Source organism: Flavobacterium procerum (assembly GCF_042431625.1).
GTDB lineage: Bacteria > Bacteroidota > Bacteroidia > Flavobacteriales > Flavobacteriaceae > Flavobacterium > Flavobacterium procerum.
This window is the reverse complement of the sequence record NZ_JBHLYW010000002.1, coordinates 123,318-141,148: the sequence shown is the minus strand read 5'-3', so window position 1 is coordinate 141,148 and position 17,831 is coordinate 123,318. Positions and strand designations below refer to the sequence as shown.

At 34.7% G+C, this 17,831-nt stretch carries 11 protein-coding genes; 9 read left to right on the top strand and 2 right to left on the bottom strand.

All coding sequences use genetic code 11. The features are described 5' to 3' along the window. The first annotated feature begins 340 nt into the window (after positions 1-340). The 7 genes from ACFFLS_RS02015 (at position 341) to ACFFLS_RS01985 (ending at position 13,500) form a co-directional block, all read left to right on the top strand. A complete protein-coding gene (locus ACFFLS_RS02015; RefSeq protein ID WP_379685436.1) occupies positions 341-511 on the top strand; it encodes a hypothetical protein in 171 nt (56 codons plus the stop codon). A 628-nt stretch (positions 512-1,139) separates the two neighbouring features. Further along, complete coding sequence (locus tag ACFFLS_RS02010) at positions 1,140-4,310, top strand: SusC/RagA family TonB-linked outer membrane protein (protein WP_379685437.1); 3,171 nt, start codon at positions 1,140-1,142, stop codon at positions 4,308-4,310. Positions 4,311-4,320: 10 nt separating this feature from the next. Continuing rightward, positions 4,321-5,952, top strand: a complete 1,632-nt coding sequence (locus ACFFLS_RS02005) for a RagB/SusD family nutrient uptake outer membrane protein (RefSeq protein WP_379685438.1) — start codon at positions 4,321-4,323, stop codon at positions 5,950-5,952. A 30-nt stretch (positions 5,953-5,982) separates the two neighbouring features. Continuing rightward, entirely contained in the window at positions 5,983-7,344 is a 1,362-nt protein-coding gene (locus tag ACFFLS_RS02000) for a glycan-binding surface protein (protein ID WP_379685439.1), read from the top strand. 17 nt (positions 7,345-7,361) lie between these two features. Continuing rightward, complete coding sequence (locus ACFFLS_RS01995; protein WP_379685440.1) at positions 7,362-9,569, top strand: endo-1,4-beta-xylanase; 2,208 nt, start codon at positions 7,362-7,364, stop codon at positions 9,567-9,569. A 140-nt stretch (positions 9,570-9,709) separates the two neighbouring features. Next, complete coding sequence (locus ACFFLS_RS01990) at positions 9,710-11,332, top strand: GH35 family beta-galactosidase (protein WP_379685441.1); 1,623 nt, start codon at positions 9,710-9,712, stop codon at positions 11,330-11,332. Positions 11,333-11,586: 254 nt separating this feature from the next. Continuing rightward, positions 11,587-13,500 (top strand): sialate O-acetylesterase, encoded by a 1,914-nt coding sequence (locus ACFFLS_RS01985; protein ID WP_379685442.1) that lies wholly within the window; start codon positions 11,587-11,589, stop codon positions 13,498-13,500. A 417-nt stretch (positions 13,501-13,917) separates the two neighbouring features. Here the strand turns inward: ACFFLS_RS01985 and ACFFLS_RS01980 are convergent, their stop codons facing one another. Further along, positions 13,918-14,793 (bottom strand): LysR substrate-binding domain-containing protein, encoded by an 876-nt coding sequence (locus ACFFLS_RS01980; protein WP_379685443.1) that lies wholly within the window; start codon positions 14,791-14,793, stop codon positions 13,918-13,920. Between the two features lie 103 nt (positions 14,794-14,896). Between ACFFLS_RS01980 and ACFFLS_RS01975 the strand changes: the two genes are divergently transcribed. Beyond that, the gene (locus ACFFLS_RS01975) at positions 14,897-15,649 is read left to right on the top strand and encodes an MBL fold metallo-hydrolase (RefSeq protein WP_379685445.1); all 753 of its coding nucleotides are present in this window, start codon (positions 14,897-14,899) and stop codon (positions 15,647-15,649) included. Between the two features lie 63 nt (positions 15,650-15,712). On the opposite strand, the gene ACFFLS_RS01970 is transcribed toward ACFFLS_RS01975, so the two are convergent. Then, positions 15,713-16,318 carry an RNA polymerase sigma factor gene (locus ACFFLS_RS01970; protein WP_379685446.1) on the bottom strand — a complete coding sequence of 202 codons (606 nt, stop codon included), beginning with the start codon at positions 16,316-16,318 and terminating at the stop codon, positions 15,713-15,715. Positions 16,319-16,596: 278 nt separating this feature from the next. Between ACFFLS_RS01970 and ACFFLS_RS01965 the strand changes: the two genes are divergently transcribed. Continuing rightward, the gene (locus ACFFLS_RS01965) at positions 16,597-17,742 is read left to right on the top strand and encodes a FecR family protein (RefSeq protein WP_379685447.1); all 1,146 of its coding nucleotides are present in this window, start codon (positions 16,597-16,599) and stop codon (positions 17,740-17,742) included. Positions 17,743-17,831: the final 89 nt, after the last annotated feature.

The window sequence follows — 17,831 nt, the reverse complement described above, 5'->3', positions numbered from 1 at the left end:
CCGATGCATCGGGACTGTTAGGTTTCTACAAAATATTTAGTGAGACAGGAAATCTAAAAAGAATTTTAATTTTTAACATGATAGTTATAAAACGTTATTTTCTTTAAAAATGATTTTTTAGATAAAAACTTTGAAAATGTGTATTAAGATTATGGCTTTTTAAATTGAGATTTAAGAAAAACAGATTGAAGGTTTGGTTACTGTTTTTTGAAAATCGAAACGAATAAAAAGTCAGTTTGATAAAATAATAAGTGAGTATTTTTTATTGAAGGTTAGTCAATCGGAATGCACATTTTTCACTCACTAGAACGCACTGAGAACTTTGTCAAATTTATAAACTTTGACAAAGTTTTTTTATACAAAATTTTATATTAAACTTAAACCAAAACTTATTAATACTGTCAATCTTCAAGACATTGAAGAGGAACAGATTTTAGGTGTTTTAGACGGTGTAACCAATCCGCCTTTAATGGCAAAAGAAGGAAGTATAAGAGAACAAAACATCTATTGACAGTATTGGTTTGAAACAGTTTGCCGAAGACATCCAAAAGATGAATTTACGACAGCTTTTAGATTCATTTTTAGATTCATTTTAGAATCCTCTCCAAGACATTTGGAGAGGATTTTTTTTGAAATAAAAGCAACCGATTGTTTCTGTCTGTCTTTTGTAAGAAATGTATTGTTTAGTGGTTGACGGTTTGGTTAGTAGCATATAAGCCTCTACATTCTTTGTTTTATAAGGGGTTTAAAGATTTTTTCGAGCAATTCATTTTTGCAAGTTCACTACAACGTTTTAGTGGTTTTCTGTAAAACATGAAAATTTAACTTTTTATGTTTTTTTTAAGGTTTCAAGTCAAACTATTTATTATCTCTAACGTTTTCGTTGTTATAAATAGTCTTTTTGATGATTAATCAATATTTTAATAATATAAATAAATAATGCGTTTTTTTTTAACTAGTATTTTTTTTAAATCGAGAAAAAAAATTAACGCAACCGATTGTGTGTTGTTGTTTTTTGCATATATTTGTTTTGACCGTAAGTTATTATTTGTTGAATTTTTTTAACAGAAATCAAATTGCAGGTCATTTAAAAAAGAAACTAACTAAACCATACTATTAACTCATTAAACCAATTATTTATGACTAACTTTTTAATTACTAAAAGCAGATCTAAATACTTTAAGAATTTAGGATTCTTGTTCCTGATGCTGGTATTGTCTGTTTCAGTAAATGCTCAAACCAGTGTTTCAGGAACAGTTTCTGATGGCAGTGGTCCTATACCAGGCGTAAACATTTATGTTAAAGGGACTAAAACCAGTACTGTTTCAAATTTTGACGGAACTTTTACGCTCAGCTCTTTACCTGCAAATGCAGTTTTAAGTTTTAGTTTTATCGGTTATAAAACTAAAGAAGTCGCCACAGCAGGCAAAAGTAAAATCGATGTTTTGCTCGAAGAAGATTTAAGTAGCCTTAAGGAGGTTGTGGTAATAGGTTACGGTACTGCAAAAAGAGGCGATTTAACAGGAGCAATTTCTTCAGTAAATAGCACGGTAATCAGCCAATCTGTTGCCACGACTCTTGATCAGGTTTTACAAGGACGTGCAGCGGGGGTAAACATACAGGCAAATAATGGTGCTCCAGGTTCTAGTGCTTCTGTTCGTATTCGTGGTCTTAGCTCGATATCAGGACTTAATGAACCTATTTATGTAATTGATGGAGTTGTAATTGATGGAAATACAGGTTCAAATAATAATAATCCGCTTGCTGGAATTAACCCTGCGGATATTGCAACCGTGGATATATTAAAGGATGCTTCTGCAACAGCTATTTATGGTTCAAGAGCAGGTAGTGGTGTAATTATAATCACAACCAAAGCCGGAAAAAAAGGGGAGCTTGCCTTGAATTTTGATAGTTATGTCGGCTGGCAAAAAATACCAAAGCAATTGCAGGTTCTTAATCTAAGAGAATATGGAACTCTTAAAAATACTCGTGCAGATTTAGGTATCGTACAAAGAGATAATACTTTTATCAGACCTGAATTATTAGGAGATGGAACTAACTGGCAGGATGAATTATTTACAACTGCTATGATGCAGAGTTATAATTTATCGGGTTCGGGAGGTTCAGATACAACTACGTATTCTTTTGGTATTGGTTATTTAGATCAGGAAGGAATTGCAATCGGATCAGGATTTAATCGTTTTAATCTTAGAGGTGTTATCGATTCGCAGATAAAAAGCTTTTTAAAGGTTGGTGTAAATTTAGCAGTAAACAAAACAAATCAGATAAATACTTTTTCAGATAATGCTTTGATATTAACTGCCTTGAAACAGACTCCAAATGTCGCGGCTCGTAATGCAGACGGAACTTTTGACGGGCCTGATACAACAGAATTTGTACAGAACAACCCTTTGGGATTGGCTTTAATGAGAGATAATTTTAACCGAAATTATGGTCTTAGAGCAAATGCCTATATGGAAATTACATTCTTTAAGGATTTAAAGCTAAAATCCCAATATTCTGTAGATTATAATTTTGGAAACAATTATACTTTCAATCCTTCGTACACTTTCGGAGCTCTTGTTAATGACGTGAGAGAAGGTTCAAGAACGAAATCTTTAAACGACAACTGGATCTGGAATAACACTTTAACTTATAATAAAACATTTGGGAAACATACAGTAACTGCAATGGCAGGTCAGGAATTTGTAGAAAACTATCGCGACAATTTGTATGGCTATCGTTCTGGTTATATTACAAACGGAGCGACAGATTTAAATGCAGGAGATTCTACAACGGCAAGAAACTCCAATTCAAGTTTTAAAAGTGCACTTAGTTCTTATTTCGGAAGATTATTTTATTCCTTTGATGATAGATATTTGCTGACAGCGACTTTAAGAAGAGACGGTTCATCTCAATTTGCTAAAGAAAATCAATGGGATTGGTTTCCATCAGCAGCTTTGGCGTGGAAAGTCTCTAATGAAAGTTTCTTAAAGGAGAACAAGACCATTAACAATCTAAAATTAAGATTGGGATGGGGTCTTGTGGGGAATCAAAATGTTCAATATGTGTATCCTTATACCTCAATTTACGGAACATCGGCTACCAATTGGGGGGCTGGTCAGATTGCAACTAATACCGCAAATCCTGATTTGGGATGGGAAAAAACAAAATCTAGCAACCTTGGTTTTGATCTAGGATTGTTTAACAACAGGATAGAATTTACCGCAGATCTTTACTACAAAAAAACGGAAGGATTGTTACTACCTCTATCACTTCCTGCATATGCGGGAACAACAGGGCAGGGGTCGACTACGCCACCAATCTACAACATTGGTTCTATTGAAAACAAGGGAATTGAATTGACCTTGAATACTATAAATATGGAGCGTAATGACTTTGTGTGGAAATCAAATATCACTTTTTCTATGAACAGAAACAAGGTTCTTGCTCTTAATTCAGATTCTGGAGTGTATGACCAAAGAGTTCAGCAAGGTTCTGATGTAACGATTGTAACACGTACTGCTGTTGGAAAACCGATAGGACAATTTTATGGATATAAAGTGATCGGACGTTTTGAGAAAGCAACTGATTTCTATTACAAAGATAAAGACGGAGTAGTAAAACCTACTGCATTACCAGAAGGAATGGTAATTGGAGAAAATGGTGTATGGGTCGGGGATTATATCTTTGAAGACAAAAATAAAGATGGGGTAATCAATGAAAAAGATACTGATTATATCGGAAATCCGGAACCTAAATTTGTATTTGGTGTAGGAAATACTTTTTCGTTTAAAGGCTTTGATGTCAATATATTTCTGACAGGATCTTATGGAAATGAAGTATTAAACTATCAGAGACGCTGGTTAGAAAATCCACGTGAAAATACGAATCTTTTAAAAACAGCTTTAGGATACGCACAATTAGAGTTGATTGATCCAAATGGCCCAAACGATTATCGAAATGTTCAGATTGTTGGAGGTGATCCTTATATGCCAAGAATCGCGGCTTCATCTGCCGCTTCGGCTTCCAACTATCGTCTAAGCAATCGATTTGTAGAAGATGGATCTTATGTACGAGTAAAAAATATTTCAATTGGTTACAATCTTCCAAAAAGCTTGTATTCTAAATACGGTATTTCGAATATCAAAATATATTCGAACACTCAAAATGTATTGACATTTACTAAATATAAAGGATATGATCCTGAAATAGGTGCGGCGAATCAAAATAACCTTTTATACGGCGTTGATAATGGTCGTTATCCATCACCAATAATTACTACGCTTGGACTAACTGTTAATTTCTAAAAACTGCAAAATGAAAACAAAGAAAATATTTTATACGGCTTTAATTATTGCATTGCCATTCGTTTGGACGAGTTGCAGCGATATTTTAGACGTTGAACCAAATGATGTCATTACAAAAGAAAATTTTTATAAAACAGAATCTGATTTTCAGGCTGCAACTGGTCCGTTGTACAATAGAGTTTGGTTCGATTTTAATGATAAATTCTATTACGGATTAGGAGACGGACGCTCAAACAACCTATATGCGCCCTATTCAGATTATGTTTATCCTTTTACAGATTTGACAGAAACTGGATTGACAGGTCCTTTAGTGTCGGCTTGGGGATCATTGTACAATGTGGTACAGCAGTCAAACAATGTTATAATCGGAATTTCAGGAAGCACAGTAGGCGAATCTATTAAAAATAAATATATCGCCGAGGCGCGTTTTATGAGAGGAACTGCTTATTGGTATTTAGCTTCTTTATGGGGTGATGTCATAATTTCTACAGATCCAAAAGAGTTGGTAAAAAATCCGGTAGTCAATAAGAATCCGTTAAAAGATGTTTATGAATTTGCAATGCGTGATTTAGAATTTGCTGCAAAGTATCTTCCTGAAACTGCTGGTCAGTCTGGCAGATTAACAAAATACAGTGCTTTCGGAATGTTATCTCGTGTTTATCTTTCTTATTCCGGAATCAGCGATAATCCAAACAGCGGTGCTCGAAATCAAGAATATCTTGATTTGGCAAAAAAAGCGGCTCAAAAGGTAATGAGTTCAGGACCATATAGTTTAATGAGCAGTTATGCTGATTTATTCATGATTGAAAATAACAATAATTCCGAATCCATGTTTGCGCTTCAATGGGTGCCAAACGGTGAATTTGGAGTTACCAATACTCAGCAAGCTTATTTTGCTTTGGGATCAGATATTACAGGAGATGATGCCGCTTGGGGTTATTGGACAAGAGCTTCTTATGATGTTTTGAAAGAATACGAATCTAAAGATCTAAGACGTAAATCAACTTGGATGGCAGACGACGATCATTATCCTGAAATTAATAAAGCAAATGGCGGTTATACTGTCGATCACAGCAAAGAATTTTTGACTGTGAAAAAAGGAGTGGTAGGATCAACCAAAGACAATTCTAAAATTTCGCGTATGAATTCGGCATTAAATACTTATATGCTGCGTTTGGGTGAAGTTTATTTAAACTATGCAGAAGCAGCTTTAGGAAACAATACTTCTACATCAGATGCGATGGCTCTTGAAGGTATTAATAAACTACGCATTCGCGCTGGACTTGATCCGAAAACAACTTTAACGTATGCTGATATTATTCATGAAAGAAGAGTAGAATTAGCAATGGAAGGACAATATTGGTATGATTTAGTTAGAAGAGCTTATTACAAACAGCAAGAAGTAATAAATTATGTAACAGGTCAAAATAGAGGAACGATACAGCCGATTCTTTATGATACTCCAACCAATACCGTATCTATTGATCCTGCAAGAAGCAGCAGTCCGCGTTCTATTGGTGTAATTGATGCTACTATTTTTGTTCTTCCTTATCCGGAATCTGAATTGGTTCAAAATCCGCTTTTAAGAGAAAATCCGGTGCCATATCAGTTTACAGAAGAAAGAATTAAGGATTTATTCTAGAAGTAAAAAACAAATCTAAAAAAGATTAACATGAAATATATTTTAAATAAAAAGTATTGGGCACCCATCGCATTCTTAGGAATCATGGTATTTGGAATGCTGTTTACGTCTTGTGATAATAATGATGCTGATGGAAGATCAATTACAATTACCAAAGTGTTTTTGGAAGATGTTAATTCATCAGTACCAGATAGAGAAGTTAGTTTTGCCCGATTAGGTCAATCTTTGCGTATTGAAGGTTCTGGTTTTACTGGTCTTAAAAAAGTGTATATCAATGGATATTCTACGTATTTTAATGTCGTTTTTGTATCCGATAATTCGATGCTAGTAAATGTTTCTGCAGATACTCCAATTTTAGATGCAGATGCATCGGTTAGAAATACAATTCGTTTTGCAAATGACTCTCACGAATTTACATTTCCTTTTGAGATTCGTTCTGGTAAGCCAGGAATTACGAATATTTCTAATACAATGCCAAATGCAGGTGAAACTATTACAATTTCTGGAACAGGTTTAACAGAAGTGAGCAAAGTAATTTTTCCTGGAAATATTGAAGTGACAACTGGAATTACTTCAGATGAAGATGGTGAATTCTTTAAGGTTGCAATGCCTAATGGTGTTTCAGACAATGGTGGTTCATTATTCGTTCAGACTTCAAATGGAGGTGTGTATTCTCCAGCCTATTTTAATTGTAAAAGAGGAATTTTATTGAATTTTGACGGAAGAGGAACTCAAGGTTCGTGGGATAGAGCGACTATGATTTTGCCAACTGATTTAGAAACAGCAGTCTTAGGAACAGGAAACACTTCTCAAGGAAAATATGTACCGCATCATCCTTCTCGTATGCCTGCATTCGAAGCCAATAAACCTCGTCAGTCAGAAGTTTGGACAGCAGGAACTGGTGTTGATAACTGGAGAACGCAATTGACTCCTTTTATTCCTGCAAACACGCCACTAGATAAAGTAGCTTTACAATTTGATGTTTTTGTTCCAGATGCATGGAAAGATTCAGGCTTCTTAAAAATATGCATGGTAAATAATTTTAATGGAGGAGAATGGACAGGTGCAGTTTACAATTATGTTCCATGGATTGTAGACGGTAAATCAGTGGCTTTTCAGACCACAGGCTGGAGAACAGTAACTATTCCATTAAACAAATTTTATGCATGGTCTAAAGAAGCATTTACTTTCGAAACAGTATTAGCTTATCGTGAAGCGCAAACATATCAGAATTTCGGAATCTATTTTGAAAATTCGGATATAAAACTATCAAATGTAACAGGAAATGCAAGCGAAGTAGAATTCCCTGCAAAGGCAACTTCTGTAAAAGTGTACACAGACAATTGGAGAATTGTGCCATTGGATACACCTGTTTACAATGATTTTAACTAACTAAAACCTAAACCAAAATGAAATATATCAAAATATTACCAATAATTGCTTCATCGCTGTTGCTGTTTTCTGCCTGTGATGACAATCTGATGGAATGGGAAAAAGACCCTGAGCATGGTGCGGTAACTGGTGCTGAACTTCCGTTAGAACTAAGAGAAAAAATCAGCCGTTACGAACCTTTAAAAAATTATACCGACCTTATTTTAGGAAACGGTATTGGTGTCGATTTGTATATGAGCGACGAAACGTACCGTAAAATCGTTAATGAGAATTTTGATGAGGTTGTTCCGGGTTATGCCATGAAACACGGTGCTATGGTGAATTCAAAAGGAGAAATAAACTTTTCTACGATTGATGCTTTTGTAGCCGAAGCAAAAAAAGCTGGACTAAAGATTTACGGACATACTTTAATCTGGCATTCTAACCAAAATGCGAGTTACTTAAACGGTATTATTGCACCAACAGTAATTCCGGGTTCAAGCGGTACAAATCTCTTAGATCTGGCTTCAATTAAAGCAGGAACTTTTACAGGCTGGACCAGAAATAATCCAGGAAAAGGAATTACAACGGTTGCCAATTCAGGATTGACTAGTACTTCAGCGGCAATTCAGCTTGCTTCTAGTACAAGCTCTTCTGCAGCTTACAATTTGCAATTAACATCTCCGAATGTTCCAATCGTTGCGGGACATAATTATGAGATCTCATTTTACATAAAATCAGATGTTGCAGGTAAAGGACGAATTTCCTTCAACGCTTCATTGAACAATCAGTATCCGTATAAAGATTGGTTTGCAACTGGCGGAACGTGGACAGAAGCTTTTGCCACAACTTCTGCATGGCAACAAGTTAAAATTAAATTAGCGCCAAGTGATTTCAAAACAGGAAGCACAAGTTTTCAGTTTAATATTGATTTAGGATATCTTCCAAACGTAACTTATTTGATTGATGCTAATACTTTGGCAGTTGTAGATCTTGATGCATCAGCAACTCCAGTTAATTTAATCACAAACGGAGATTTTGAAGGTGGAAATCTTAACGGCTGGACTGGTTGGGGGAATGGTTCGTCAAGATCTATTTCTGCTAATGGAGAAGGATATAATGGAGGATATGCGATGAAACTTACAAACCCAACAGCAGCAAACAATTATAGTGCTCAGCAGGTTTATACTTTAAGTTCACCTTTAACAGTTGGACAAAATTATACCTTTACTTGTATGATTAAGGCCGAGGGAGCAGGAACGACAGTACAAGTTCAAACCCAAAATACAGCTGGTAATGCTGCAGACTATTATGGAGGTTTAAGTGTTGGTACATCTTGGACGCCTATTTCTCTAACTATTAAACCAACAAAAACAGATCTTACAAAAGTGATTTTTGATTTTGGGCAGTATGCAACTACTTATCTTATTGATAAAGTGGTTTTAACTACAGAAGTTTCCGGTGGTCCAACACCACCAATAACAATCGACAAAACCGATGCCGAGAAAACAAAAATAATCGGTGATGCAATGAAAGACTGGATTTCTAAAATGATGACCCACTATAAAACAAGCGTTTTTGCATGGGATGTCGTTAACGAGCCAATGAAAGAAGACGGAACTTTAAGAAGCGGAAATGAAGGCGATACAGCTACAGATTATTTCTCATGGGTAAAATATCTTGGAAAAGACTATGCTGTACAAGCTTTTAAATTAGCTCGTCAGAACGGAAATGAGAGCGACAAGCTTTTTATAAACGATTACAACTTAGAATCAAGACTGGACAAATGCGAAGGATTGATAAAATATGTGGAATACATCGAAAGCCAAGGCGCCAAAGTTGATGGAATCGGAACACAGATGCATATTGGTTTAACAACTGATAAAGAGAAAATTGTTCAGATGTTTCAGAAACTGGCCGCATCAGGAAAACTGATTAAAATTTCCGAGCTTGATATTCGATTAGGAACCAAATCGCCTACAGTTGCACAACAAGCTTCGCAGGCAGAAATGTATCAATATGTAATCGATATGTACAAAAAACATATTCCACCGGCACAGCAGTACGGTATCACTATTTGGGGAGTTTCAGATCATGAAAAAGAACACGAATTCTGGCTTCCAGACGAATCTCCAAACCTTTGGGATGCCAATTACGCTCGCAAGCATGCTTACAAAGGAACAGCAGACGGTCTTGCCGGAAAAGATGTTAGTTTAGGATTTTCAGGTGAGTTGGTAAAACCTTAAATAACAGAGTTGGTGATGATCCATAGTATGAACCCTTAAATGGGTTTGTATTATGGATTATTTATTTTCTTAACTTATACAAATCAATTTTTTGTTAAGTAAAAGACAAAAAAATTAATTTCAAACTTAAAATATAAAGAATGAGTTTCTTAAAAAAAAGCCTTCTTCCAGCAGTTTTTCTTCTGATAAATTTCGGCTACAGCCAAAACAAAATACCGCATTTTCAGAAAAAAGGAGACAAAACACAGCTGATTGTAAACGAAAAACCATTTTTGATTCGAGGCGGCGAATTAGGAAATTCTTCCGCGTCCAGTATGGAAAGTATGGAAACAATTTGGCCGAAATTGGCTGATATGAACCTTAATACCGTTTTGACGCCAATATACTGGGAACTCATAGAAAAAGAAGAAGGAAAATTTGATTTTACTTTGGTCGACGATTTGATTCTTCGCGCACGAAAAGAAAATCTTAAATTGGTTTTTCTATGGTTTGGATCATGGAAAAACAGTATGTCAAGCCACGCTCCAGAATGGGTAAAACTTAATCAGAAAAAATATCCAAGAGTTAAAGATGATAAAAATAAAAGTCACGAAATTTTGACGCCTTTCAGCGAAAATAATTTGCAGGCCGATTTGAATGCCTTCAAAAGATTAATGGAACATATTAAAGATTTCGATCAAAAAGACCAAACCGTAATCATGATTCAAGTTGAAAATGAAATCGGAATGCTGCCAACAGCTCGTGATTATCATCCTTTAGCGAATGCAGCTTTTCAGCAACCAGTTCCAGAGGATTTGATAAAATATTTAGAAAAAAACAAAGAGAACTTGGTTCCTGAATTTTTAGAAATCTGGAAAAAAAATGGATTTAAAACCAAAGGAAACTGGGAAGAAGTTTTTGGAAAAGGTCTTCATACAGATGAAATCTTCATGGCTTGGTATTTTTCAAAATTTACCAATTTAATTGCTAAAACAGGAAAAGATATTTATCCGATTCCGATGTTTGTAAACGCAGCTTTAAATGCGCCAGAAAAAAAGCCTGGACAATATCCAAGTGCTGGACCGTTGCCACACATTATGGATGTTTGGAAAGCAGCAGGAAATTCGATAGACTTTTTAGCGCCCGATTTCTATAATCCATCTTTCAAACAGTGGAACGATTTGTTTACGCGTCAAGGCGATCCGTTGTTTATTCCGGAACATCGTTTTGATGAAACAGCGCCATTTAAAGGTTTATATGCAATCGGACATTACGAAGCGATTGGTTTTTCTCCGTTTTCGATAGAATCTGTTGCAGATGCTAAAAAAGAACCTTTAGGAAAAATCTATGATTTAGTAAAACAGCTGACTCCTGTAATTGAAAAATACAAAGGACAGAAAAAAATAGACGGCGTCTTGTTGGATAAAGAAAATAATACGCAGATTATTAAAATGGGCGATTACGAATTCACTTTCAAACACGATTATACCTTAAATTGGTCGGACGGAGCAAAAGCTCCCGTTTGGCCAATGTCGAGTGCGATTATTATCGAAATTGCAAAAGACGAATTTTATATTGCAGGTTCAGGAATTGTGGTGACTTTTAAATCTTTAAAAGAGAAGGTAAATGCTGGAATTTTAAAAACGGATCAAGGAATATTTGAAAACGAAGTATGGAGAACCATTAGGCATTTTAACGGAGATCAAACCCATCAGGGAAGACATTTACGAATTTCAGTAGGTGATTACGAAATCCAAAAAATAAAATTATATAGTTATGAATAGGTTTTTTAGCCACGAATTTCACAAATTACACAAATTCATACTTTGCATATAATATTGCAATCGCACGAATTTTTTGATTTGTGAAATTGATGACAACTATAAAAAATTAGTGTCAATTTGTGAATTGCTTCGCCTGTTCGCTATCGCTCGAGTCGTGGCGAAAAAAAATTAGCCACAGATTAAAAGGATTAGAAAGATTTTTTTTAATAATCTGTGTTAATCTGTTTAATCTGTAGCAAAAAAAAACATATAAAATGAAAAACAAAATAACATTACTAGCTGTTCTTTTAAGCTTTGCAATCAATGCTCAAATAAAACTTCCAAGACTTATCAGTGATGGAATGGTTTTACAGCGTGATACCAAAGTCAATATTTGGGGATGGGCATCGCCAAATGAAAAAATCGAACTCGATTTCAATCATAAAAAATACCAAGCAACAACGGCTCAAGATGGAAAATGGTCAATCCAGCTTCCGTCTCAAAAAGCGGGTGGGCCTTATGAAATGACCTTAAAAGCATCGAATACAATTGTACTCAAAAACATTCTTTTTGGTGATGTCTGGCTATGTTCGGGACAATCGAATATGGAGCTTCCTATGGATCGCATCAAAGACAAATACAAAGAAGAAATTACAAAATCTTCTAATCCTAAAATCCGACAATTTTTAGTTCCCGACGAATATTATTTCGAAAAAGAAAGAAATGATTTTTCGACTGGTTCGTGGGTCGAAGCAAATCCCGTAAACGTTTTGCAGTTTACAGGAGTGGGTTATTTCTTTGCTTTAGAAATTTACGAAAAGTACAAAGTTCCAATCGGATTGATTAACAGCGCTTTGGGCGGTTCTCCCGCAGAATCATGGATCAGCGAAGAAAGTATTAAGAAATTTCCCGAATATTATCAGGAATTTTTAAAATTTAAAGATGGAAAACTCGAAAAACAAATTGACGAAAATGATCGTAAAGTCAGTTCAGAATGGTATAAATTAGTAAACAGTACCGACATCGGACTCAAAAATAAATGGGCAAATTCAGTAGCTATTTCCGATTGGCCTACGATGAAAATTCCGGGTTATTGGGCAGATGGCGAACTCGGAAAAACAAACGGTTCGGTTTGGTTTAAAAAAGATTTTATGCTTGAAAAAGTAAAAGAAAATCAGGCAAAATTGATTTTAGGCCGAATTATAGATGCCGATTCCGTTTTTGTAAACGGACATTTTGTTGGAACGACTTCGTATCAATATCCGCCAAGAATTTACTCTTTTAATGCCAATGTTTTAAAAGAAGGAAAAAACGAAATCACCATTCGAATTATCAGCAACTCAGGAAAAGGAGGTTTCGTAACCGACAAACCGTATGAGCTGATTGTAGGCGACAAAACAATCGATTTAAAAGGAGATTGGAAATACAAATTAGGCTCAAAAATGGAGCCGCTTCCGGGACAGACTTTCGTACGCTGGAAACCTGTTGGACTTTACAATGCCATGATTGCACCACTCAAAGAATATCCTATAAAAGGTGTTTTATGGTATCAAGGCGAATCCAATACTAAAAAGCCATCTGAATATGGTGCTTTAATGGAAACTTTAATTGCGAATTGGCGTACGTTATGGAAACAGGAAAAACTGCCGTTTTTATTAGTGCAGCTTCCAAATTTCATGGAACCAAAATTAGAACCTGTTGAAAGTAATTGGGCAGCTTTAAGACAGCAACAATTAAATATGCTGAAAGTCCAGAATACAGGGTTGGCTATAACAATTGATTTAGGCGAATGGAACGATATTCATCCTTTAGACAAATATGATGTTGGGAAAAGATTAGCGCTTCAAGCAAGAAAATGGGTTTATGGAGATAAAAATGTAGTGGCTTCTGGCCCGATTTTTCAATCGATAAAAAAGAATGGAAATAAACTGATTTTGAGTTTTTCTGATATTGGAACAGGATTGCAAATCAAAAACGGAAGTGAGTTGAAAGAATTCGCCATTGCAGGAATCGACGGTAAATTTGTCTGGGCAAAAGCAGTTATTGAAGGCGATAAAGTTGTAGTTTGGAATGAGGCAATTTCAAATCCTGTAAAAGTGCGTTACGCTTGGGCTGATAATCCTGTTGATGCTAATTTATATAATAAGGAAAAATTGCCTGCTTCTCCTTTTGAGGTGGAGTTGAGGTAAATTTTTTATTTCAATCTCGCAAAGACGCTAAGGCGCAAAGTTACTTCTGAAGAAAAAAAAACTTACCGACTTAGCGCCTTTGCGAGAATTTTTTCTAAGCTGAATGAAAAGCATTTTTTCAAGTTCTCTGCCAATTTTGAAGCAGAGTTGTGATAAATTTATTTCAATCTCGTAAAGACGCTAAGGCGCAAAGTTACTTCTGAAGAAAAAAAAACTTACCGACTTAGCGCCTTTGCGAGAATTTTTTCTAAGCTGAATGAAAAGCATTTTTTTCAAGTTCTCTGCCAATTTTGAAGCAGAGTTGTGATAAATTTATTTTAATCTCGTAAAGACGCTAAGGCGCAAAGTTATTTCTGAAGAAAAAAAACTTACCGACTTAGCGCCTTTGCGAGAAATTCTTTAAGCCTAACAAAAGTATCACTTCAAATTCTCCACTAACATTTTCAAAAACACAGTAACTGCTTTTTTCTCATAAACTTCCTTCAAAGAAATAAGCATTGCAGTTCGCGTCATGTTTTTACCGCTTATCGGAATTGCGTACAAATCTTTTTCGTTTTCGATTGTAGTTTTCGTTAAAATCGTATGCCATTTTCCCGTTTTAATTAATTCAAGCAAGGTTGGAATATCGTTTATTTCAATCGTAACTTTTGGATGTAGATTACTTTTTTCAAAAGCTTTGCTAATAAATTGTGTCGTACTGAAACCACCCGCAGGCATTGCAAGAGGTAGTGTGCTGATTTCTTCGAGCGAAATGGTCTTTTTATTTTTTAAAGAAGTTTCAGATGAGGTCACCAAAGCCATTGGAGATGTAAACAATTCCAGATACTTAAAATGTGCTTCAGAAGCAATTTCTTCAAAGGTCAGAATTACGTCAAGTTGAAAGTGATTTAGTTTATGAATTAATTCTTGTGAAGTTCCGAAGATAATTTCGAAATGGATTTTGGGATAGTCGGAGCTGAACAAAATCAGCGCTTTTGTAACCACATGACGCAAGGCATATGTCACGCCGATTGCTACTTTTCCGGTTTCAAGATTATTCAAATCTTTCAATAATTCCAGTCCATCAGAAGCTTTTTTGACAGATTGTTGCGCATAAACGGCAAACAATGCTCCGGCTTCAGTCAGCGTAATTCTCTTTCCGATTCGGTTAAAAAGAAGAACTTGTAATTCATCTTCCAACTGTTTTATTTGTTGTGATAGCGTACTTTGGCTGATGTAAAGTGCAGTGGCAGCTTCAGTAAAATTTAGTAATTCTTTTGCTTTCAAAAAATATTTAAGCTGTCGGAGTTCCATTTCTAAATCGGTTTTATCGATTGATTATATCGAAAAATAAGGTTTTACAAATATATAAATTCTTAAGAACTTTGTTTTATTGAAAAATTGAAAGCAAGACAAAATGAAAATTATAGCTTTACAGGAAGGAAATTACATAGCCAATTCTCAAAAAGAATTCCAGCTTTTGACTGATGAAACAATCGATTCTGGCTTAAAAATGGCCATTCAGCCTTTTGTTGTTATTACTGATAATGACGTTGTTTTACTAGATTTCGGTTTAGGATTTGTCAATAACGGCGTTCCGTTTATTTATGAAATTCTAAGAAAAAGTAATATCGAACCGGAGCAGATTACCAAAATTTTGGTTTCGCATCTGCATAAAGATCATATTGAAGGTATTGGTTATTTTGAAGAAAATCATTTCGTTCAAAATTTCCCAAATGCTAAGATTTACATTCAAAAACGAGAAATAGATTTTGCGCTACAGCAATTGCAAAATCCGTCTTATGTTCCTGAACTATTAAATCAGCTTGAAAAATTACCCAATGTCGAATTGCTAAATCAAGACAGCGGAAACATTACAGACGAGATTTTCTTCGAAGTTTCGGCTGGACATACTCAATTTCATCAAGTTTTCTGGATTAAAGCCGACAACGAAATTGTATTTTACGGAGCCGACGATTTACCGCAGAAAGCATATTTAAAAATTCCTGTTGCTTACAAGACAGATTTTGACGGAAAGCGAGCGATGGCATCAAGAAAAAAATGGGAGCAAGAAGCAAAAGAACAAAATTGGAGTGTGCTTTTTTACCATGACATGAAAACACCTGTTGTTGAATTCCAATTGGAGGAAGAATTAATGAAACAGAATTAAGTATCAAGACGATTTGAAGAAGTGAAGACTTATTCTTTGAAACAATAAAAAGGAAAATTCAGATTAATTATTTAGTCTGAATTTTTTTTTAAAGGAAAACAAAAGAAACAACACATTTTTTATTTTTTCTTCGAGAGAGATACGCAGAATAGAAAATGCTTTTGTAATCTGTGCCTCAACCGTTTTGATTGAAACGTCTAAATGTTCGGCAATTTCGATATTCGTCAAACCTTCTTTTTTACTCAAAATAAAAACTTCTTTGCATTTTGGAGGCAGATTCTGAATTTCCTTATTGACAGCATTTAGAATTCTCTGAAAAGATTCAGCATCGTCTTCCTGAATAATGCCGTTTAAAGCATCATGATATGATTTTTCTAATGAAAACAAAGACTGATTTTTTCGATACAAATCGATAAACTCGTTGTAGACCAGTTTGTAAAGAAAACTTTTTAAGGCATGATCCGTTTTTAATCTGCCGCGCTGTTCCCAAACCTTAATAAAAACATTCTGCACGATGTCTTCGGCGCTGTAAACATTTTTCACCAAACTGTTGGCATAAACGCATAGTTTATGATGATAGGTATCAATAAGATACGTATAAGCGCTCTCGTCTCCGTTTCTAAGAGACTCGATTAGGAGGTTATTATCGCTGTAATCATCAAACTTCATATAAACAAATATATTAATTTATAGTTTTTGAGCTTAAAAAGGGGTGTTATTTTCAATAAAAACGGTTCTTTTTTTCTTTTCTATTTGAAATTTATTACAAATATGAAGAGTGAAAAATCTTAGACAAATCATTTTACTCTTTAATTTCTATAAAATTAGTAGTGTTTATTGAAAGAAAAGACTTGTGAAAAATAAAAAAATCAGCGAAATCAAAAAAACTTTATCAAATTGTTAGGGTTTTGTTTTTTGGCTTCGTAATAATATTAAAAATAACGAAAATGACAGTGAAAAAGTCAGAGCAACTAATTGTGAAATTTATCACAAATCAAGCCTCAAAAGATGAAATAGAAGAACTGACGGAGTGGTTAAAAGAAGATGAAAATCAAATTGTGTTTAAGGATTTTGTAAAAACCAATTACGCAATAGATACTGTAATGAACAATTTTGATTCTGCGGAAGTGAGAAAACAGCTTTCAGAAAAAATGGAGCAGGAAAATAATGTTTTTTACAAACGCAGATTTTCATCTTATTATAAATATGCCGCCATTTTGATTGTGGCGCTGGGCGGGTTTTATTTTTATAAAAATTCAAACAACCTGACGGCATCAAAGCAAAATACAGTCATTCCGAGAGAAGATGCAATCGTATTGCAGTCTGGAAATAAATTTTCACAAGATATTGATTCGTCTGAGATAAAAAATATTACCGATAGTGACGGAAATATTATTGGAAAACTGGAAAAAAACAGGCTGGTTTATGTTCATTCATTAACAAATGGTAAAGCGGTCTACAATACATTACGAATTCCGTATGGTAAAAAGTTTGAAGTACAGCTTTCAGACGGTACAATTGTTTATTTAAATGCTGGAACGTCATTGACTTATCCGGTTCAGTTTTTAGAAAACCAAAACAGACAAGTTTCGCTGACAGGTGAGGCATATTTTGAGGTGAGCAAAGACAAACAACATCCGTTTACAGTAAATACGCAAGAAGTAAATGTAGAAGTTTTGGGAACTAAGTTTAATGTGAATACGTATAATGAAAGTATAAGCACTGATGTTGTTTTGGTTGAAGGAAAAGTGTCACTTTATAAAGATGACAAGGAGAAGGTTTTCTTAAAACCAGGATTTAAAGGTTCGAATCTAAAAGGGCAAACCTCAATAACAACAGAACAAGTCAATACCGATTATTATACCGATTGGGTAAAAGGAAGCTTGGTCTTTAAGAATGAATCGTTCGGACAGATTATCAGAAAATTGGAACGTCATTATAACGTGACTTTTATAAACCAAAATAAAATGCTTGAAAAAGAAGTTTTTAACGCCCGTTTTGATAACGAACCGATAGAAGTAGTACTGAAATATTTCAGCGACAGCTACAAAATTGATTATGATATTGATAGGGATAAAATCAGGATTAAGTAGAGAATATAGAATATAGAATATAGAATATAGAATATAGAGATTAGTTTAGAAAAAATCTAAAATCTAAAGTCAGAAATCTAAAATAAAAA